This window comes from Marinobacter sp. PE14, assembly GCF_053566155.1.
The window spans coordinates 422,055-441,400 of record NZ_JBQXNY010000003.1; the positions used below are offsets into that span (position 1 = coordinate 422,055).

At 58.7% G+C, this 19,346-nt stretch carries 13 protein-coding genes; 7 read left to right on the forward strand and 6 right to left on the reverse strand.

All coding sequences use genetic code 11. The features are described 5' to 3' along the window. Positions 1-93 precede the first annotated feature (93 nt). Positions 94-1,176 carry an efflux RND transporter periplasmic adaptor subunit gene (locus ACWJ62_RS12680; protein ID WP_449286508.1) on the forward strand — a complete coding sequence of 361 codons (1,083 nt, stop codon included), beginning with the start codon at positions 94-96 and terminating at the stop codon, positions 1,174-1,176. Positions 1,177-1,181: 5 nt separating this feature from the next. Next, positions 1,182-4,265: an efflux RND transporter permease subunit gene (locus ACWJ62_RS12685; protein ID WP_449286509.1), complete on the forward strand. Its 3,084-nt coding sequence runs from the start codon at positions 1,182-1,184 to the stop codon at positions 4,263-4,265. On the opposite strand, the gene ACWJ62_RS12690 is transcribed toward ACWJ62_RS12685, so the two are convergent. Further along, positions 4,262-5,887 carry a methyl-accepting chemotaxis protein gene (locus ACWJ62_RS12690; RefSeq protein ID WP_449286510.1) on the reverse strand — a complete coding sequence of 542 codons (1,626 nt, stop codon included), beginning with the start codon at positions 5,885-5,887 and terminating at the stop codon, positions 4,262-4,264. The genes ACWJ62_RS12685 and ACWJ62_RS12690 overlap by 4 nt on opposite strands. A gap of 142 nt (positions 5,888-6,029) precedes the next feature. Here ACWJ62_RS12690 and ACWJ62_RS12695 point away from each other — a divergent pair, with 142 nt between their 5' ends. After that, on the forward strand, positions 6,030-6,773 hold the full coding sequence (locus ACWJ62_RS12695) for a pseudouridine synthase (RefSeq protein WP_449286511.1): 744 nt from the start codon (positions 6,030-6,032) through the stop codon (positions 6,771-6,773). On the opposite strand, the gene ACWJ62_RS12700 is transcribed toward ACWJ62_RS12695, so the two are convergent. Together ACWJ62_RS12700 and ACWJ62_RS12705 are read right to left on the reverse strand one after the other, a co-directional pair. Next, on the reverse strand, positions 6,758-8,614 hold the full coding sequence (locus ACWJ62_RS12700; RefSeq protein ID WP_449286512.1) for a putative bifunctional diguanylate cyclase/phosphodiesterase: 1,857 nt from the start codon (positions 8,612-8,614) through the stop codon (positions 6,758-6,760). The two genes, ACWJ62_RS12695 and ACWJ62_RS12700, sit on opposite strands and share 16 nt — an antisense overlap. Positions 8,615-8,740: 126 nt before the next feature. Beyond that, positions 8,741-10,237 carry an amidase gene (locus ACWJ62_RS12705; RefSeq protein WP_449286513.1) on the reverse strand — a complete coding sequence of 499 codons (1,497 nt, stop codon included), beginning with the start codon at positions 10,235-10,237 and terminating at the stop codon, positions 8,741-8,743. A gap of 162 nt (positions 10,238-10,399) precedes the next feature. Here ACWJ62_RS12705 and ACWJ62_RS12710 point away from each other — a divergent pair, with 162 nt between their 5' ends. Then, positions 10,400-11,008 carry a methyltransferase family protein gene (locus tag ACWJ62_RS12710; RefSeq protein WP_449286514.1) on the forward strand — a complete coding sequence of 203 codons (609 nt, stop codon included), beginning with the start codon at positions 10,400-10,402 and terminating at the stop codon, positions 11,006-11,008. Positions 11,009-11,028: 20 nt separating this feature from the next. Here the strand turns inward: ACWJ62_RS12710 and djlA are convergent, their stop codons facing one another. Both djlA and ACWJ62_RS12720 read right to left on the reverse strand, forming a co-directional pair. Further along, on the reverse strand, positions 11,029-11,808 hold the full coding sequence (gene djlA, locus ACWJ62_RS12715) for a co-chaperone DjlA (RefSeq protein WP_449286515.1): 780 nt from the start codon (positions 11,806-11,808) through the stop codon (positions 11,029-11,031). Between the two features lie 49 nt (positions 11,809-11,857). Beyond that, entirely contained in the window at positions 11,858-14,683 is a 2,826-nt protein-coding gene (locus ACWJ62_RS12720; RefSeq protein ID WP_449286516.1) for an HD domain-containing phosphohydrolase, read from the reverse strand. Between the two features lie 112 nt (positions 14,684-14,795). On the opposite strand from ACWJ62_RS12720, the gene alkB reads away from it, so the two are divergent. Continuing rightward, entirely contained in the window at positions 14,796-15,446 is a 651-nt protein-coding gene (gene alkB, locus ACWJ62_RS12725; RefSeq protein ID WP_449286517.1) for a DNA oxidative demethylase AlkB, read from the forward strand. Positions 15,447-15,450: 4 nt separating this feature from the next. Here alkB and ACWJ62_RS12730 read toward each other — a convergent pair whose 3' ends face one another. Then, positions 15,451-16,731, reverse strand: a complete 1,281-nt coding sequence (locus ACWJ62_RS12730) for an MgtC/SapB family protein (protein ID WP_449286518.1) — start codon at positions 16,729-16,731, stop codon at positions 15,451-15,453. A 164-nt stretch (positions 16,732-16,895) separates the two neighbouring features. Between ACWJ62_RS12730 and ACWJ62_RS12735 the strand changes: the two genes are divergently transcribed. Together ACWJ62_RS12735 and ACWJ62_RS12740 are read left to right on the forward strand one after the other, a co-directional pair. Then, positions 16,896-18,383 carry a SulP family inorganic anion transporter gene (locus tag ACWJ62_RS12735; RefSeq protein ID WP_449286519.1) on the forward strand — a complete coding sequence of 496 codons (1,488 nt, stop codon included), beginning with the start codon at positions 16,896-16,898 and terminating at the stop codon, positions 18,381-18,383. Between the two features lies 1 nt (position 18,384). Beyond that, positions 18,385-19,311: a universal stress protein gene (locus tag ACWJ62_RS12740; RefSeq protein ID WP_449286520.1), complete on the forward strand. Its 927-nt coding sequence runs from the start codon at positions 18,385-18,387 to the stop codon at positions 19,309-19,311. Positions 19,312-19,346 lie beyond the last annotated feature (35 nt).

The following is a 19,346-nucleotide window of genomic DNA, read 5'->3' on the forward strand; positions in this document are numbered from 1 at the left end:
CTGTGTAGAATCTACCCCACGTTTTTAGCCGGATGCAACCGTTAATTGCCGGTTTTTTATGTCACCCTTCGCTTCAGGAACAGTGAGCATTCAATGACGAAAGCAAAATGGGGTTCTCTTGGACTGTCACTTCTGATCGTGATCGCGCTGGTGGTCTGGATGGCGACTGGCGAGGTGAAGGTGGCCAGTGACGAGGCTCCGGAGCGCGAGGATAGCGTCGATGGTCAGCTCACAACGGTGCAGGTGGAAACCCTGACGGCACGGCTTCATGAGCCGGGTCTGATGCTGCAGGGCCAATTGGAACCCTGGAGTTCGGTGATGCTGAGTTCCCAGGTGCCCGGCCGGGTGGAATCCCTGGCTGTGAGTCTCGGTGAGCAGGTCCGGCAGGGACAGAAGCTGCTTACGATATCCGATGAAGGGCGGAGTGCTGCGGTTTTGCGCTGGCAGTCCCGGGTTCGGAAACTGGAAGCGGACCTGGTGGCTGCGCGTCGGCTCCGCGCCAATAACCTCGCCTCGGAATCCCAGATTCTGAGCCTGGAAAGTGAGCTTGCTGCCGCTGAAGCGGAGCTGACCGGTGTACGGCAGTCAGTCAGCCATCTCACCCCAGAGGCGCCTTTTGACGGCATCATCAACAGCAAATCGGTGGATACCGGCGATCTGGTGCAGGTGGGATCACCCCTGTTTCAGCTGGTGAGGGTGGATCGCCTTAAGGCCACCGCGCAGATTCCCCAGCAGTCGGTGGGTGATGTGGCAACCGGCCAGGCTGTTCGTGTGGATTTGCTGGATGGTAGCCGTCTTTCCGGCGTGGTGAACTTTGTCGCCAGCGCTGCATCGCCCGAAACCCGGAGTTTTGCCGTGGAAATCGCGGTGGAGAATCCGGATCGCAAACGAGTGGCTGGCGGCAGCGCCAGCCTGCGGGTGGCACTGCCCGAGGTTAAGGCCATGTTTATCTCACCTGCCTATTTGTCACTTGGTGACGACGGTCGTCCCGGAGTGAAGTACGTGAACGGCGAGAATCGGGTAGAGTTCGGCAGAGTGAAACTGCTGAGTGTGTCTACCGATGGTGCCTGGGTGACCGGCTTGCCGGATGAGATCCGCCTGATTACCCGGGGCGGTGGGTTCGTGAGCACCGGTGAGCAGGTCGTACCGGTCGACGCCGCTGAAGACAGGGGCTAGATCGCATGCGCGCACTGATCTTTGCCGCCATCGACCGCAGCCGGACTACCTTGCTGACGCTGCTGTTCCTGATTCTCGGTGGTATTGCCGCGTTTCAGACCATTCCCAAGGAAGCCAACCCCGACGTCACCATTCCGATGATCTATGTCTCCATGACCCTGGACGGCATCAGCCCGGAGGACGCCGAGCGCCTTTTGGTTCGTCCCATGGAGCAGGAGTTGCGTTCCCTGGAAGGCATCAAGGAAATGCGCGGTACGGCCTCGGAAGGGCATGCTTCGGTGATGCTGGAGTTCGATGCCGGGTTTGATCCGGACAAGGCGCTGCAGGATGTTCGCGAGAAAGTGGATACCGCTCGCACCAAGCTGCCCCAGGAGGCGGACGAACCCAGGGTGAACGAAATCAACGTGTCCCTGTTTCCGGTGCTGTCCGTCGGCTTGTCGGGGCCACTTTCGGAGCGGGAGCTGATCACCATCGCCCGCCGGTTCCAGGATGCCATCGAGTCCATTCCGGAAGTCCTTGAGGTGGAAATTGGCGGCGATCGGGAAGACCTTCTGGAAATCGTGGTCGACCCTCAGGTGCTGGAGAGCTACGGCATCGATTTTGACCAGCTGGCGTCCCTTGTAACCCGCAACAACCAGCTGGTTGCTGCAGGCTCCCTCGATACCGGCAACGGCCGCATGGCGCTGAAAGTGCCCGGGGTGATCGAGACCATCGAGGATGTGATGTCCATGCCGGTGAAGGTGGATGGCGACACGGTGGTCACGTTTGGCGACGTGGCTATGCTCCAGCGTACCTTCAAGGACCCCACCGGTTTTGCGCGCATTAATGGGGAACCAGCATTAGTGCTGGAAGTGTCCAAGCGCTCGGGTGCCAACATCATCGAGACCATAGCCCAGGTTCGTGAATTGATTGACCAGGCGAGGCCGCAGCTGCCGGATTCGCTGGAAATCCGCTACATAATGGATCAGTCCGAGGAAGTGCGCGATATCCTCAGTGATCTGCTGAACAATGTGCTTACCGCCATCGTGCTGGTTCTGATTGTGGTGATCGCCGCCATGGGACCGCGTTCTGCGGTGATGGTGGGGCTGACCATTCCGGGTGCCTTCCTCACCGGGATCCTGGTGATCTGGAGCATGGGGCTCACGCTCAACATCGTGGTGCTGTTCAGCCTGATTCTGGTAGCGGGCATGCTGGTGGATGGCGCCATCGTGGTCTCGGAGCTGGCGGACCGGAACCTGTCGGAAGGGCAGACGGTAAAGCACGCCTGGGCCGAGGCGGCCAGCCGTATGGCCTGGCCCATTATTGCCTCCACGGCAACCACGCTGGCGGTGTTCGTGCCGTTGCTGTTCTGGCCGGGTGTGGTGGGGGAATTCATGAAGTTCCTGCCGCTTACGGTGATCATCTGCCTGATTGCTTCCCTGGCCATGGCGCTGGTATTCCTGCCAGTACTGGGCAGCACCAGCGGGGGGCGCCGGGCGCGCCAGGGGCATTCTTCGGGCCGCCTGATGCAGGGCTACAGGCAGGTACTCGCGTTGCTACTTCGTTCACCGGGGCTGACGTTGATTGGTGTGCTCTGCGTGATCGCCGTGATCTACGCCGCGTACGCCCGCTTCAACCATGGGGTTGAGTTCTTCCCCAGTGTGGAGCCGGATTCCGCCCAGGTTCAGGTGAGGGCGAGGGGGGATCTGTCGGTGTGGGAGCGGGATGCCATTGTCCGCGAGGTAGAACAGCGGCTTCGTGGCATGCCCGAGGTGAAGGCGCTTTACGCCCGCTCGATGGTCCAGACCAGCTCGCAGCTGGCGCCGGATGTGATCGGCGTTCTGCAGTTCCAGTTCACTGACTGGTTCACGCGGCGTCCGGCCAGTGCGATTCTCGAGGATTTCAGGGAAATGACCTCCGATATTGCAGGCGTTGAGCTGGAATTCCGCAAACAGGAAGGTGGGCCTGCCGAAGGCAAGCCAATCGAGCTGCAGGTGAGCAGCCGGGAGGCGAACAGTCTCAATGGCTACGTGGACGAAATCAAAGATCGCATGCGTGAGCTCGGTGGCTTCGTGGACATCGAAGACGACCGGAGCCTGCCCGGTATCGAGTGGCGGTTGCAGGTTGACCGGGAAGCCGCCGCCCGCTTCGGTACCGATGTGCTGGGTATCGGCAGTGCCGTGCGTCTGGTGACCAACGGTTTGAGGCTGGCCACCTATCGCCCGGAAGATGTTCGGGATGAAGTGGACATCGTGGTGCGCGTGCCGAATAACTGGCGGGAACTGGATCATCTGCAGCGCCAGACCATTCATACCTCCCGGGGCCAGGTGCCGCTCTCTGAATTCGTCGATCTTCGCCCGGGTGACAAGACCAACAGTATTGTCCGGGTGGATGGCCAGCGCACGGTAACCATCAAGTCCGATCTGGCACAGGGCCGCCGGGTGGATGAGCTGCTGCGGGCCCTGCAGGCCAAAATGCCGGAGCCGCCAGAGGGAATTTCGGTGAAGTTTGCCGGCGAGAACGAGGATCAGCAGCAGGCATCCAACTTCCTTGCGACGGCCTTCCTGGTAGCCATCGGTCTCATGCTGTTGATACTGGTGACTCAGTTCAATTCGTTGTACCAGACCTTCCTGATTCTCTCGGCGATTGTGCTCTCCACCGCCGGGGTGCTGCTTGGCCTGCTGGTAAACGGGCAGTCGTTCGGCATTGTGATGGTGGGCATGGGTACGATTGCCCTGGCAGGCATCGTGGTAAACAACAACATCATTCTGATCGATACCTATAACCAGATGCGCAAGGACGGTATTGAGGCCTACGAGGCCGCGCTGGAAACCGGTTGTCTTCGTCTGAGACCGGTGCTGCTGACGGCCATCACCACGGTGCTGGGGTTGATGCCCATGGTTCTCGGTGTCAATGTTGACCTGCTGACGCCCTCCCTCGGGCTTGGTGCGCCATCAACCCAGTGGTGGACCCAGCTGTCCAGTGCCATCGCGGGAGGGTTGGCGTTTGCTACGGTGCTGACGCTGTTGCTCACACCCGCATTGCTGGTGCTGGGTAACCGGGCCGGTCAGGCTTTCGGGAGACTGACCGGCCGATTCCGAACCACCTAATGTTTGATCCGGCTCGCCAGTTCCTGCGCCCGGGCAGCCATGGCTTCCAGTTCGGGAACGGTGCGCAGGTTGTTTTCAGCAGCCTGGTGCATGGCTTCGGAGGTTTCTGCCACATCCGTGACATTGCGGTTGATGTCTTCACAGACACTGGTCTGTTCTTCGGCCGCTGTAGCAACCTGGGTTGTTGCGTCGTTGATGCTGCCCATGCGCCGGTTGATTTCGGCCAGGGTGGCGCGCACCTCTTCCACCGCTTCACTGCTCTCCTGAGCTACAACGCCTGAGGCCTGCATAAACTCGGTGGCGTCCCGCGAAGCCCCGCTGATGGCGCCGATGATCTGGTCGATTTCCACGGTGGCTTCCTGGGTCTTGGCTGCCAGATTCCGGACTTCATCGGCAACCACCGCGAATCCCCGGCCCGCGTCGCCCGCCCGGGCCGCCTCGATGGCGGCGTTCAGAGCCAGCAGGTTGGTCTGATCTGCAATTTCCCGGATAACCTGCATGACATCGCCGACTTTTTTGCCATCGCTGGCGAGCTGGTTAACGGTTTCGGCCGAGTTTCGGATCTGGTCGGTCAGCCGCCGCATGCTGTCTACCGCCTTGTTGATCTGCGAATCCGCTGTAGCCGTCTCGTCGGATGTCTGACTCACTTCAGTGGCTACCAAGGCAGCGTGACTGGCTACGTCTTCCGCAGTGGCGGACATTTCGTTCATGGCTGTGGCTATCTGCTCGATGCGCTGGTGGGCGAGGTCGGATTGGCTGACAACACTGTCGGCGTTCTGACGGATCAACTCGCCGGTTTCGTTGAGCTGTCTGGCGTTTTCACTCAACTGGGTGCCCGTATCGCTAAGGAAGCGGTGCAGACTTCGGGCGGCATCGGCGAGTTGTCCCAGCTCGTCGGCACGTTGCATCGTGACCGGATCGGACAGGTCCCCGTCCCCAAGACGGGAGATCTGTAGCGTAAGTTTCTGGGCAGGACGAACCACACCTGACAACAGAATCATGATCAGGGCGATGGTTCCGAGAACGATAGCTGCGATTAGAAGCCCGGCCACCATCCAGCTGCGCTCAGTGACAACCGTGTTGAGGGTTCCGGCCCTGGCAAGGCTGTCTTCTCGAACCGCGGTTGCCGCATCTACGATCAGTCTGGCGGGTTCACGGTCTATCCCCTGAACTGCCGCATCGCCTGCATTCGGATCAAATCCGGCGCGGGTGAAGGCCTCAAATCCATCTCGGTAGGCGCGCCCCATTGTCCGGTGTGCCTGTTTGAAATCAGACATCAGGGCCTTTGCCTGGGGCTCCTGAATGCGGGGAATGAGTTCCTCGAGTTGGCTCTGGATCGACGTTTCACGCTCCTGGAACCGGGTCCAGTATTTTTCGAGCTGTTCCGGGTCCGATCCGCGGATCAGGACGTTCTTCCATTCCTGAACCTGGGTCTTGAAGTCAGACAGCACGTCCTGGGCTTCCAGAGCATTGACCATTCTGGAACTGACGAGACTGTTGAAGTCATCTTTGACTTTGAGGGAGAAATTCAGGTAAATCACTGCCACCGCAGCGACGATCAGGTTGGCCGTAAGGACAACCAGGAGAACCCGATTGAGAATGCTCTTGGAATACCAGCTCATTGATACTACCCGGTTAGGTTGGAAGGTCCAGATCGCTTGTCGAGGCTTTTTTTAATAGTTACTCAACATTATGTCGGCACGGAAACAAAAAGCATTAGGCTTTAGATCGGTACGTTTGTGAACTTTTTATGACAGGATCCTGATGGGCAATCCACTAAGTATTCTTTATCGAGACGATTACCTTCTGATCGTCCACAAACCGGCCGGGCTGCTGGTGCATCGGAGTCCCATCGACAAACATGAGACCGAGTTTGCCCTGCAATATGCCCGGGCGCTTAATGGTGGTCAGCATGTGTACCCGGTGCACCGCCTGGACCGTCCGACCTCCGGCATCCTGATGTTTGCCAGGGACAGCGATACGGCCCGTTCGCTCGGCCTGGCGATGATGGCCGGTGAGGTGGCGAAGACCTATCTGGCGATGGTGCGTGGCTGGCCGCCGGAACACGGGGAGATTGATTACCCCCTGAGAGAGGAGCCGGAGGATCGGCGGCTGAAAGGGGAGGAGCAGCCGGTGCGGGACGCTCTCACCTGCTACCGCACGCTGGCGACGACCGAGATACCGGTAGAGATTGAAAAATACCCGAGCAGTCGCTACGCCGTTGTTGAGCTGGAGCCGAAAACCGGTCGAAAGCACCAATTGCGCAGGCACATGAAACACATCAACCACCCGATTATTGGCGACGCCAATCACGGCAGGGGCCGCCACAATCGCTATTTTGCGGAGCGTTTCGGCCAGGGGCGGTTGATGCTGGCGGCAACCCGGATGGCATTCCGACACCCGGTTTCAGGTAAACCAATGACCATTAGCGCCGCGCCGGAGGCGAGTTTTCTGGAGGTATTATCGCTATTCCCGGGATTTGACGTGCAGGATCATTTGAAAAAATAGCGGTTAATAAACTCTGAGTAAGGAAGCGGTTTGCTGTAACGGTAGCCCTGAAGGTAGTCGCAGCCTTTCTCGAACAGCCAGGTTTCATGGGCTTCTCTTTCTACGCCTTCCGCAACCACAGAAAGGCCGAGCCCCCGGGCCAGGCCAATGATCGACAGGGTGATTGCGCAATCGTTTTCGTCATCCGGGAGGTTGTTGATGAACGAGCGGTCGATCTTGATGCGGGAGAAGGGCAGGCTTTTGAGCCGGGACAGCGATGAGTACCCGGTGCCGAAATCATCGATAGCAAGCTCGGCACCAGCTTCTACCAGCTGCTCCAGAACACGGCCGATCACATTGAAATCGCCCTGTATCGAGTCCTCTGTCACTTCAAACTGCAGTGCACTGACCGGCATTCCCTGGTTCCGGCAGATCTCCTTGACCAGCTCAGGTAACTCGGGGACCAACACCTGTTCGGCTGAGAGGTTAACGGAGACCGTAGGCATCGGGATGTCCCGGTCTTGTGCGTCGCGCCAGTGCGCGCAGACGTTTTTCAGCACACAGGCGCCCAGCTCATACATCAGCCCGGCGCTGCGCGCCACGTCCAGAAATTCAATCGGTGATAGCCAGCCACGCTGCGGATGCTGCCAGCGAACCAGGGCCTCGGCGCTTTCCAGCTGTGTTCCCGTGCGGTCCATGATTGGCTGGTAGAAGACATCCAGGCCGCTGGTTCTGAGTGTTTCCCGCAGCTCGCTTTCGAGCGCAAACCGGGAGCGGGCTGTCATCTGGATTTCCGAATCGAACAGGGTAGAACGGTCCCCGCCCTGCCGTTTCGCATGGTACATCGCAGCCTCTGCACCTCTGAGCAGTTCTTCTGACTCGCGGCAATCGCCCGGGAAGTGGCAGATTCCCACACTGGCACTGACATTCAGATCCTGGTCGGACACCCGGATCGACTGGCGAATACGGCTGTGGATCTCCCGGATCACCTCGTCCAGAAAACTTGGCTGGGTGTAGTTCCGAATGACCAGGGCAAACTCATCCCCTCCGATGCGTGCCAGAAAGTCCTTACCCGCCAACTGGATTTCTTTCAGGCGCTGTCCGATATCGGCGATGACCTGATCCCCCGCCTGAGGGCCAAGGCCATCGTTGATGGTTTTCAGGCGGTCAACGTCAATCCAGAGCAGTGCAAGACTGCCGGTGCCCCGGCCTTTGATCTTGCGCACCAGGTGGTTCAGCCGGTCACGCAGTGAATCAATGTTGGCGAGTCCGGTGAGAGAATCGTAGCGACTGACGTATTCCAGCGCCCGCTTGGATCTCAGCCATGCCTCGTGAGTGTTCATCAGGCTTATGGTGTCTGCAATGGCAGCTGACAGAGAAATGTCCGGGACCGACCAGTCACGGCGCACACTTGACTCCAGGCAGACAACCCCGCTGAGTTGTTCGCCGTCGAAAATCGGCGCGTCTAACATGGAATGGATGTTCTGCACGGACAGATAATCGCGGTCGAAGGAACGGGTACGGATATCATTGCGGGCGTCCTCCACGGCAATGACTCGTTCTTCGGTGATGGCGCGGAAGTAGTCAGGGTGGTCTGAGCGAAACAGGTTGAACTCTGAGCCATTCTGCGCGATGCAGCTATTGCGGCCGGGCAGCTCTTTGTCGTGAAGCCACTCGCAGGTGATCCGGTCCCGTTCCGGGGGAAACAGCCAGACACTGGCCCGCTTTACGCCCAATAGCCGCGTACACAGCTCCATGAGGGCTGCCAGCTTCCGGGGGCGGGGCATCTCGATAAAGCTGGTATTGTGGCTCAGCTCCATCAGTGCCTTGTGGTGGGTCACGAGGACTTCGCTGTCACGCATGGCCGGGCTCAATAAATTGTCCTTCTTAGAATTACGAACGGCCTTGGCTCTCGGTTTGGGATACTTGATCAGGTTACGTTTAAGTTCTTTAAAGAATATGGCAGCTGTTTTTATAAGTGTCCAACTTCAAACGGGATTGGCCAGTGAGTCCCTGGTGTTTTGTTCCCCACTGCCAAGATTGTTCCGGCTGAAATCGCAAAGCAGCGGCCAGGGATGGTTGGCTTCCAGAGTGAAGGCGATATCCAACAGCGTGCGTTCGCCTCCGTGGCGCCCCATAAACTGAACCGATACTGGCAGTTGATCGGGCGTGTGGCCCATGGGCAGCGAGATTGCCGGTGCACCCGTGGCGTTTGCCAGAGGGGTGAAGCTTACATATGTGCGCAGCCGTTCGAACAGGGTGTCAAAAGGCACATCGGGGCTAAGGTGGCCAAGGGCGGGTGTGGTATGGCCAAGTACCGGCGTGAGTACGGCATCAAAGCCGGCCATGGCATGTGCATAGTCGTGCCAGGAACGCTTGAGCCGCCAGAGCGCGGTTGGCAGGCGCCAGAACTGTCGCCGGAACATCCTGTCGAGGCCGTTGGTCAGGCCGTCTGTTTTGTGTTTGTCGAAGGCCGGGTGAAGCAGTTTCCTGCCGTTGGCCCTGATGCCGAAGGCAAGCAGTGCCCAGTAAAGCGCAAAGTCATCAGGGAAGGTGCTGTGCACCGGAACGGGAACTGGCTCAATGCGGTGGCCCATTTTTTCCAGCCTGAGCGCCGTTTCTTCGACAGTCCGTCGGGTGATGTCATCGGTTTTGTGACCGTTGATGGAATCCAGCACCAGTCCGATTCTCAAAGGACGACCGGAGGGGCCCTCAATTCTCCCAATCGCCGGCAGGCCGGGATTGCGGAAATAGGTCTCGGCTTGCTCGAAGAAATTGGCGGTATCCCTTACCGAGCGCGTCACCACACCCTCGCTGATAATGTTGATCGGCAGGGAGGCGGCCGCTTCGTTGTCTATCAATCGTCCTCGTGTGGGCTTAAGGCCGACCAGCCCGCAGCAGGCGGCTGGGATCCGTATGGAACCTCCGCCGTCATTGGCATGGGCGATGGGTACCACGCCGGCGGCTACCAGGGCAGCTGAACCGCCTGAGGAGGCTCCGGAGGAATAGGCCAGGTTCCACGGGTTACGGGTTGCCGGCGCGTGTGCGGGCTCAGTTGTGGCGTTGAATCCGAATTCCGGCAGGGTGCTTTTACCCAGGCACAGAAAACCCTGCGCAAGCAACTGACGGGCAAATGGACTGGTATCGGATGCAGGAACGCTGGGCACGGCCAGGGAGCCGTGGCGTGTGGTCATGCCCGACACGTGGGTGTTGTCTTTGATAAACGTTGGAACGCCGCGGAACAAGGGAAAGGGACCGGTCTGGTCGGCTGCATCCCACTTTGAAGCAGTCCGGATCGCCTGGTCGTAATTCGCCGAGGCCAGACCGTGAATGAGCGGTTCGACCGCCTGTGCACGAGCGATAGCGGCTTGAGTGAGTTCGGTGATCGATATTTCCCGGCGGCGGACCCTTTCGGCAAGGGCAGTGGCGTCATCGCAACCTATCGCGTCGTTGCTGAAACTGTGGCAGGACTGCGGGGCGCTCATGACCAGACTCTCCTTGAAAGTGATTCAACGACTCTACTGCATTTAAAAACGTGATGACATGTCATTTTAGGTAGGGTGAGTGGTCGGCGGCCAGCACAGGGCCTTTTCACAGACCTCTTCAGATAATAAGCTGTTGGCCTGAAAACCTTGTAAGCGATCCTGATGGAATTTATTGAACCCCTCGTACGCCACTTTCTCGGCATTTTCTTTCTGATGATCGGTCTGCAGTTCGCTGGCCGAAGCCTCGGCCTGCACCAGAGAATGCGTTTTTCGCACATTAACTATGGTGAGCGCGGAAGTGCGCCCTGGTGGCACCGGCAAATCTTCAATGTGTTTCGGGCGTTCATTCTGGGCGTCTGCGTGGTGCGGATTTTTGCGGATATCGACCTCTGGCTGGGCGTGTTCGGCCCGCTCTATGTATGGCCGATTTTGCTGGTTGGCATGCTCCTCCTGATTGTCTCATTTACCACCGTGAACTATCTGCAGGCCTACATGCATGAGGACTGGCGCTCTGGTATCGATCCTCGGAAGGATGAGCGCAAACTGCTCACAAGCGGGCCATTTGGCCGTTCCCGTAATCCCCTGTTCCTGGCTGTGATGGCTGGGCAGCTCGGTTTTTTTCTGGCCTTGCCCAGTGTGTTTTCCCTGGTATGCCTGGTGGCTGGTGTGCTGGTGATCACCCGCCAGGCCCGGGAGGAGGAAAAGGCGCTGGCGGATAAATTCGGCGAGGATTACGAGCGTTATCGCGTGCGGGTGCCCCGCTGGTTCTGACCCGGTAACGGCAGAGGGCCTTACGCAGATTCTTTCCGTGCTTCCTTGATCACATCGTAAGCATGACTGATTTCGCGGGTGCGTTCCTCCGCCATCTCCCGCATGCTTTCTGGCAATCCCCGGCCCGCGAGTTTATCCGGATGGTTCTCGCTCATCAGCTTACGGTAGGCCTTTTTGAGCTCCTCATCACTGGCGGAAGACGATACCCCAAGAACCTTGTAGGCATCGCTGATCTGATCAGCGGAGGAGGGCTGGCCAGCACCGGCCCGGTTGGTTTGGGCACCACGGAGCATGGCTTCCAGCTGGTCCACCTGGCTCTCCGGCAGCCCCAGTCCACGGGCGATTTTCACCAGCATTTCGTGTTCGGCCGGGTGCACCTTGCCGTCCGCAGCCACGGCCGATACCTGGACTTGCAGGAACATCTGGAGAAACGCGGGTTGGCGTCCGCTGGCCTGGAGGAACCGGCTCAGCTCGGCATCCAGATCGAAATCCGGCTCTTTACCACGGTTGAAGGCGGTTTTGGCCTTGGCTTTCTGCTCTTCATTCAGGCGGAAGCGAACGAACATGGCTTCGGCCATCTGAATTTCATCCGTGGATACCACGCCGTCTGCCTTGCACAGGGCGCCCATCACCGCAAAAACCGAGTCAATAAAGCCGGACTGGATGCTCTGGAGCTTGCCAATCAGCCGGCGCTTGAGAAGGTTCAAGAGAAAGGCGCCAATCGCCGCACCAATCAGAAAGCCCGGGAATTTGCCAAAGGCGTAGCCAATCAGACCACCAATTATGATTGCAAACAGCATTAATAAGTCCTTAACAGGAATGAATCAGCCCATAGAATATACGTGTTTTTCAGCCCGGCTTCATGAACAGGCTTTCATCGACGTGATCGATCTGCCCGGGCTGCAGGTGCTGACGGGCATAGCGCTTGTAGGTCCCTGAGCGGATGAATAGCTCGAACACCTCCCGGTCGATATGCCCGTTCTCAACCATGCGAGCCATAATGGTGAGGGATTCTGTGAGGGTTTTGCCCTCTTTGTAAGGGCGGTCTACGGCGGTCAGTGCCTCGAACACATCTGCAACCGCCATGATCCGTTCAGGTATGCCCATTTGCGCTGCTGTCAGGCCGCAGGGATAGCCCTGGCCGTCCATGCGCTCGTGGTGTGTACCCGCCAGCTTCGGGACATTCGCCAGCCGGTCGGGCAGTGGCAGCGCGTCGAGCATGCAGATGGTCTGCACAATGTGTTCGTTGATCTTGAAGCGCTCCTCGTCCGTCAGCGTGCCCTTTGCCACTGTAAGGTTGTGCAGCTCGCCTTTGTTGTAGGCGTGTTCCGGCAATTTCATGTCGAAGCCCCAGCGGTTCCTCGGGTCTTCCTTTCTGACCGGGGGAATGTGCTCTCCCCAGGGTCGGAGGTGTTCCGGTTTGTCGGCAAGCAGCGTTTCCGTGCAGGGCAGTGGCCGTTCCGGACAACCCTCAAGGGCATTTTTCTCGTCCGGAGACAGGCCGAGACGGTCGCTGAAATGCCGCACCCAGCTTTGCTCGCCAATGGTGCGGATCTTCTCGATGTGTTCTTCGGCCATGAACTCACCGCCCTGGTTGGCCGTTGCTATAAAATCGAATTCTTCCTGCAATCGGGCCTGGGTAGCCTGGCGTTCCTGGTCGGCGGCTGCCTCCTCGTCGCCAGCAAGACTCCGTTTGAGAAAGCGGATTTCGGCATCCCGGTGCAGCACTTCGAAGCGCGTGCGGAGCTCGTGGATGCGGTTATGAATGGTCTCCAGTTTGACCGCCTTGTCGACCACATACTCCGGGCTGGTAATCTTGCCACAGTCATGGAGCCAGGCAGCGATATGGAATTCCTGCAGCTGCTCTTCAGTCATGGTGAACGAATCAAAGGCCTGGTTGTCGCTGGCGATGGCTTCATCCACCAGCATCTGGGCGAGCTTGGGTACCCGCTCGCAGTGGCCGCCGGTGTAGGGAGATTTTGCGTCAATGGCATTGGCCACCAGCCGGATAATGCCTTCGAGCAGCGCCTGCTGGCTTTCGATAAGTTCCCGTGTTTCGATGGCCACGGCGGCGGAACCGGCAATTTCATCCACGAAGACGATCAGATCGTCACTCAACTGGGTGTGGTCGCCCACCTCCATCTCGATCGCGAGGACGCCGATCAGCTGTTTCCGACGGTTGCGAAGTACGGCGAACACCGGGTGCCCCGGGATGTGCTGCCGAAGCAAACGGATGATTTCGTTATCATCGTGTTTCGCTTGCACATTCGAAATGGTGTCCGGCAGTTGCAGATCCTGTTTGACAGCAAGGGAGAGCTGGTTTTTCTGGCTCGTGAACAGGTAAATACCACCGCGCTCCTGTCCAACAATGTGGATAATCTGTTCAAGGATGTCCCGAAGCAGATGGTTCAGGTCCTGGCCCCGGTTCAGCACGGTGGCGATGCTCTGGAAACTGCGGATGGTTTTCGCCATGTCATCCAGCGCAACGCTCAGTTGGCGCGCTTCCCGGATGTTTGAGTCGGATTTGACCGGCGTGTCAAAGCGGAACCGCGACAACCGGCTCACCTGATCGGTCAGGTGCTCCAGTGGGCGACCCACTTGACGCCCGAGGAACCATCCGATCACCAGCAACACAAAAGCAATGAGTCCGGCGATTACCGTTTGTCTGGCCAATGCCGCCCAGACCTCGGCCAGCAGTTCATCCGAGGGTATTGCCACGGCTATGGTCAGCCCCTCCTGCTCCAGCGCACCGAGGGGCTCGGTCATTGCATACCAGTCTTTACCGTCAACGCCGAACCTTGTGACAGAGCTGCCCTCCATACGATCCCCGACTCGATCCAAAGCTTTGGAAATCGCCGGTCCGGGCTCTTTTGCGTCGCCCGAATCGGCCAGCACCTCCCGATCCTGGTTAACAATGGCTATCCGGGTGTTCGGTGTCTGGCGGAGTTCTGCCAACTGGGTGCTCAGGTCGGTCACGGTCACATCGATGCCGAAAATCGTACCCTGCTCGCCGGTTTCTTCCGATGCCCGACGGGAAAGCGTGATTCCGGTTTCCCGGGTGGTGAAGAACGCGTAGGGCGCGGAAAGCTCCGTGGTATCCGATGCTTTGGCAGCATTGAACCAGGGCCGGGTACGCGGATCGTAGTTGTATTCTGGTACCGGGCGTTCTTCAATCACTTGCATGTCGGCATTGAAGAAATACCATTGTCCCGATGTTTGACTACCCCCGTGGGTAATTGTCTGCAGCAGAAAGCGGGTTCCGTTGGGGGCGTCGGGAAACTGCAGTATTCCGGAACTGCGAACCTTGCGCAGGAGAACAAAGTCTCCGTTCTGGTAACCGGCATAAACGGCGCTGACAATGTCGCTGCTGGTGAGTATGTCGGCCAGAACCGGCAGCCGGTCAAGGCGCTGGGGCAGCGTATTGGCGCCTGCGAGGCTGTCGTGGCTAAGCACCGCAAGGGCGGTGGATGGTGGCGCGGTGATGGCCTGTATCCGGTCGTCAACACTGATCGCCAGTTGGCGGGCGGTGGCGCCAGCTGCGGACACCTTGGCTGCCTCCATGCCCCGGAAACTCTGACCGATCAGCACAATGGTAAGAACCAGCATGCCGAGAGTAATGGCTGATGCAATCAGAAGGGCCAGGGAAACCTGGGCGGCCTGGCGTTTTCGATGCATGGATGATCCTTTCCGGTGTGGATTGGCGTAAGACGGCAGGAGAAGACCTGCCTAGTGAAAGACTAGACGCTGCCCGGCACTTTTTCCGTTTTTTCAGGGGGAATCGGTAGTTATGACTCAGGACCTGTTTGGCGAACAGCCACCAGAACAGACAGTCGAGCCTCTGATGGATGGCGCGGTGGTGCTGCGACAGTTCGCACTCCCGAACGCCGAAGCGCTCATGGCCGGCATTGAAACGGTTGCCTCAGAAGCGCCTTTCAGGTACATGACGACCCCTGGTGGCCATGCCATGTCTGCCGCCATGAGCTGCTGCGGGGATCTTGGCTGGGTCACCGATAGCCGGGGATATCGGTATCAGGCGCAAGATCCGGAATCCGGCCGGCCATGGCCTGCCATGCCCGCCGCTTTTCGGGAACTGGCCAGAAGCGCTTCAGACACCGCCGGTTTTGACGGATTCGATCCGGACGCCTGCCTGATCAACCGATACCAGCCCGGGTCAAAAATGGGGCTGCACCAGGACAAGGACGAGCAGGATTTCACGCAGCCCATCGTGTCGGTTTCTCTGGGTCTGCCCATGGTGTTCCAGTTCGGCGGTCTCAAACGCAGCGAGCGCCCCATCCGCGTGCCACTTGCCCATGGTGATGTGGTGGTCTGGGGCGGTCCGGCCCGGATGCGTTATCACGGTGTGCTGACCCTCAAAGCCGGGGAGCACCCGCTAACGGGCGGGTACCGTTACAATCTGACGTTCCGTCGGGCCAGATAAGGGATTACTGCAGCCAGGCGACCAGAAGCCCCGCTGCCAGAGAGAGCACCATCGGAACGCCTACCATTAGCCCGGTCTGGCGATTGCCGACAAACCCGGCCAGTGCCGATTTCACGAGGTTGTTGGTGGCGGCGGCGATCACAATGCCGATGACTGCTGTTCCCATGGCCAGGCTGTTGTTGGACATGCGGGTCAGGGACAGGGTGATCGCGTCCACATCCGCGATACCGGAGGTGGCTGCCAGGAAATAGATGCCCGCATCACCCAGCCAGTTGCCGAGGAACTCGCCCATCAGCAGGATGGCTGTGAGCAATGCGCCAAAAACCAGGGCTGAGGTCAAATCCAGCGGGTTCTGGTTAAGGGGTGGTTGGCTTACCTGGAGCTCTCGGTCATTTTTTCGCCAGATAAAGAGCGCGGGCCCGTAGAGCAGGGCGGTCATAACAACCACAGGCCAGATCAGACTGGGCAACAGATCGGGATTGATTACCAGGCAATAGACCAGGATACGGGGGAACATGGTGCCGCAGGCGATCAGGATGCCGGTGGCGAACTGGGCGTTGAGCTGAGGAGTTTTCGAGGCCTGGCGGGCAAAGTGCAGTGTGAGGGCAGTGGACGAGCTCAACCCGGCGAACAGGCTGGTAAACAGAATGCCTTTGCGGGTACCGGCCACCCGTATGGCGAAATAGCCGACAAAGGAAATGGAGGCGATCATCACCACCATCCACCAGATTTCCCGGGGATTGAGAACGCCACCCGGGCCCATCTTTTCGTTCGGCAACAACGGCAGCATGACCACGGAAATCAGCAGCAGCTTGAGTGCGGCATCCAGTTCATGTTCCTTCAGCTTGTTCACCCAACCATGAATTTCTTGCTTGTTGTCCAGGATGATTGCGGTCACAACAGCGGCTGCTGTGGCGATAACCGGGTCCACAGCCACCGCCACTGCCCCGAAGCAGAAGGTCAGAACCATGCCGACTATGCCGGTAATGCTGAAGTTGCGGATATGCTCCAGTCGCTCGCTGTAGGCCACGATGGCCATGGCGACGACACTGACCAGAAGCACTGGGAACGCCCACTCCGTGATTTCCTGCGCCAGTACCGCCGAAATACCGCCAAGCAGGCCGACCAGAGCAAAGGTGCGGATACCGGCAATGCGCTCGCCGGATTTCTGCTCTCGCGCGTCCCAGCCCCGCTCAAGGCCGATGATGGCGCCAAGCAGAAGAGCAACGGCGAGATTCAGGGTGGTCTGGTTTCCAGCGAGAAACTGGGCGGCAACGTCGTCCATGGGGCGATGCAAGCTCCTGTAAATCAATAATGTTTAGATAATAGCAGTAGAGCGCGCCGGTCGTTAGACGTCTAAGAACTTACCGCTAGCGACCTTACTTTCCTGTAAGGGGGCTGATAAGCTTCGCGACCTTTGAATTCGTAGCAAGCTGGAACCCCGAAATCATGGTGAATTCCCTTAAAGCCAACTGGCTTTCGAACATTCGTGGCGATGTGCTCGCCGGTATCGTCGTGGCGCTGGCACTGATTCCCGAGGCCATTGCCTTCTCGATCATTGCCGGAGTCGACCCCAAGGTGGGGCTTTATGCCTCCTTCTGTATTGCCGTGATCATCGCCTTCGTGGGCGGGCGCCCCGGTATGATTTCCGCCGCCACAGCCGCCATGGCGGTACTCATGGTGACGCTCGTGAAAGAGCATGGCCTGCAGTATCTGCTGGCAGCGACCTTGATGACCGGTGTGCTGCAACTGGTTGCAGGCTACCTCAAGCTCGGCAGCCTGATGCGCTTCGTGTCACGCTCGGTGGTGACCGGTTTCGTGAACGCCCTCGCCATCCTCATTTTCATGGCCCAGTTGCCGGAGCTGACCAACGTCACCTGGCACGTTTACGCAATGACAGCCGCGGGCCTGGGTATTATCTATCTGTTTCCCTTGCTGCCCGTTGTGGGCAAGGTTCTGCCTTCGCCCCTGGTGTGCATAGTCGTTCTGACAGCCGTTGCCGTGGTTACCGGAATGGACATCCGGACGGTTGGGGACATGGGTGATCTGCCGGATACCCTGCCCGTATTCCTGTGGCCGGACGTGCCTCTGAACCTGGAAACCCTGATGATCATCCTGCCGTATTCCATTCCGCTGGCAATCGTGGGTCTTCTGGAATCCATGATGACAGCGACCATCGTGGACGACCTGACGGACACTACCAGTGACCGTAACCGTGAGTGTAAGGGGCAGGGCATTGCCAACATAGGCTCCGGCCTGATCGGTGGTATGGCCGGTTGTGCCATGATCGGTCAGTCCATTATCAACGTGAAGTCCGGCGGCCGGACCCGGCTTTCCACCCTCACGGCTGGTCTCTTCCTGCTGGTCATGGTGCTGCTATTGGACAGCGTGTTGGTCCAGATCCCCATGGCGGCCCTCGTAGCGGTGATGATCATGGTGTCGATTGGTACCTTCTCCTGGGATTCCATCCGCAATCTGCGTGAGCATCCGCTTTCCACCAACATCGTGATGCTGGTGACCGTTGTTGTTGTGGTTGCCACCCATAACCTCGCCTATGGCGTGCTGGCCGGCGTGCTGCTGGCGGCGTTGTTCTTTGCCAACAAGGTGGGCCACTACATGCTGGTGACCTCCGAGCTGGATGAAACCACCGACACCCGCACCTATCGCGTTGTGGGTCAGGTGTTCTTCAGTTCCTCGGAAAAATTCATGGAATCCTTTGATTTCAAGGAAGCAGTCGATAATGTGGTGATCGACCTGAGTCGCGCGCATTTCTGGGATATCACCGCCGTAGGCGCGTTGGACAAGGCGGTGATCAAATTCCGCCGGGAAGGCTCAGAGGTTGAGGTTATCGGGCTGAATGAAGCCAGTGCCACGATCGTTGACCGCTTCGGTGTACACGATAAGCCGGACGCCGTTGACCAGCTGATGGGGCACTGACATGACACAGACCAGGGAATCCAACAGCGATCGCAGTCAGAATAAAAATCACAAGGACCATGAAGGCGAGGTTGAAATGTTACGAGTAGTTGCCTGTATTGATGGCTCCCAGGCCGCTCCCGCAGTTTGCGATTACGCCGGCTGGGCCAGCAAGCACATGGAAACGCCCATGATGCTGTTGCACGTGCTTGATGAAGAGCGTTATCCGGCCGAGCCGGATCTGGCCGGAAGCATAGGCCTTGGCAGTCGTGAACAGCTGCTCGAGGACCTCGCAGAGCTGGATCGCAAACGCGCCAAACTGGCCCTCGAACACGGGCACCACATGCTGGATGAAGCCCAAAAACGGGTTGGCGAAGCGGGCATCTCAGACGTGGTGCAGAGACAGCGACATGGGGACCTGACGGAGTCCCTGATGGCGCTGGAGAATCAGACTCGCCTTCTGGTGATGGGTCTGCACGGCGAGAGCAGTTCCGAACGTGACACCCATATTGGCAGCCAGCTGGAGACGGTGATTCGCAGTATGCACCGTCCGATTCTCCTGGTGCCGGACGAATACACCCAGCCCCGCAGTGCAATGCTGGCCTTTGACGGCAGCGCCACGGCGTTCAAGGGTGTGGAATTGCTGGCCGGTAGCCCGGTCCTGAAAGGCATGCCACTGCATCTGGTGATGGTTGGACCGGATACCAATGACCGCTGGGAGCAGCTCAAGAAGGCCGAGAAGATGTTGGCAGGGCTGGAATCCGAGATCACACTCGCCATTCGGGCCGGCGATGTAGAGCCTGCGTTGCACGCCTACCAGGAAGAACACGACATCGACATCCTGGTGATGGGCGCCTATGGGCACTCCCGCATCCGTCAGTTCCTCGTCGGCAGTACAACCACCACGATGCTCAAAACCGCCCAAAAGCCCCTGGTGGTGCTTCGCTAGGTATCGCCTCCGAGATAGGCCATCGATGCGCGGTG

Coding starts and splice junctions, on each gene's coding strand:
- ACWJ62_RS12695 (WP_449286511.1), top strand. CDS start 6,030: ATGGGCAATCCACTAAGTATTCTTTATCGAGACGATTACCTTCTGATC.
- ACWJ62_RS12740 (WP_449286520.1), top strand. CDS start 18,385: ATGACACAGACCAGGGAATCCAACAGCGATCGCAGTCAGAATAAAAAT.
- ACWJ62_RS12705 (WP_449286513.1), bottom strand. CDS start 10,237: ATGAGCGCCCCGCAGTCCTGCCACAGTTTCAGCAACGACGCGATAGGT.
- ACWJ62_RS12690 (WP_449286510.1), bottom strand. CDS start 5,887: ATGAGCTGGTATTCCAAGAGCATTCTCAATCGGGTTCTCCTGGTTGTC.
- djlA (WP_449286515.1), bottom strand. CDS start 11,808: ATGCTGTTTGCAATCATAATTGGTGGTCTGATTGGCTACGCCTTTGGC.
- ACWJ62_RS12700 (WP_449286512.1), bottom strand. CDS start 8,614: ATGCGTGACAGCGAAGTCCTCGTGACCCACCACAAGGCACTGATGGAG.
- alkB (WP_449286517.1), top strand. CDS start 14,796: ATGACTCAGGACCTGTTTGGCGAACAGCCACCAGAACAGACAGTCGAG.
- ACWJ62_RS12710 (WP_449286514.1), top strand. CDS start 10,400: ATGGAATTTATTGAACCCCTCGTACGCCACTTTCTCGGCATTTTCTTT.
- ACWJ62_RS12685 (WP_449286509.1), top strand. CDS start 1,182: ATGCGCGCACTGATCTTTGCCGCCATCGACCGCAGCCGGACTACCTTG.
- ACWJ62_RS12730 (WP_449286518.1), bottom strand. CDS start 16,731: ATGGACGACGTTGCCGCCCAGTTTCTCGCTGGAAACCAGACCACCCTG.
- ACWJ62_RS12680 (WP_449286508.1), top strand. CDS start 94: ATGACGAAAGCAAAATGGGGTTCTCTTGGACTGTCACTTCTGATCGTG.
- ACWJ62_RS12720 (WP_449286516.1), bottom strand. CDS start 14,683: ATGCATCGAAAACGCCAGGCCGCCCAGGTTTCCCTGGCCCTTCTGATT.
- ACWJ62_RS12735 (WP_449286519.1), top strand. CDS start 16,896: ATGGTGAATTCCCTTAAAGCCAACTGGCTTTCGAACATTCGTGGCGAT.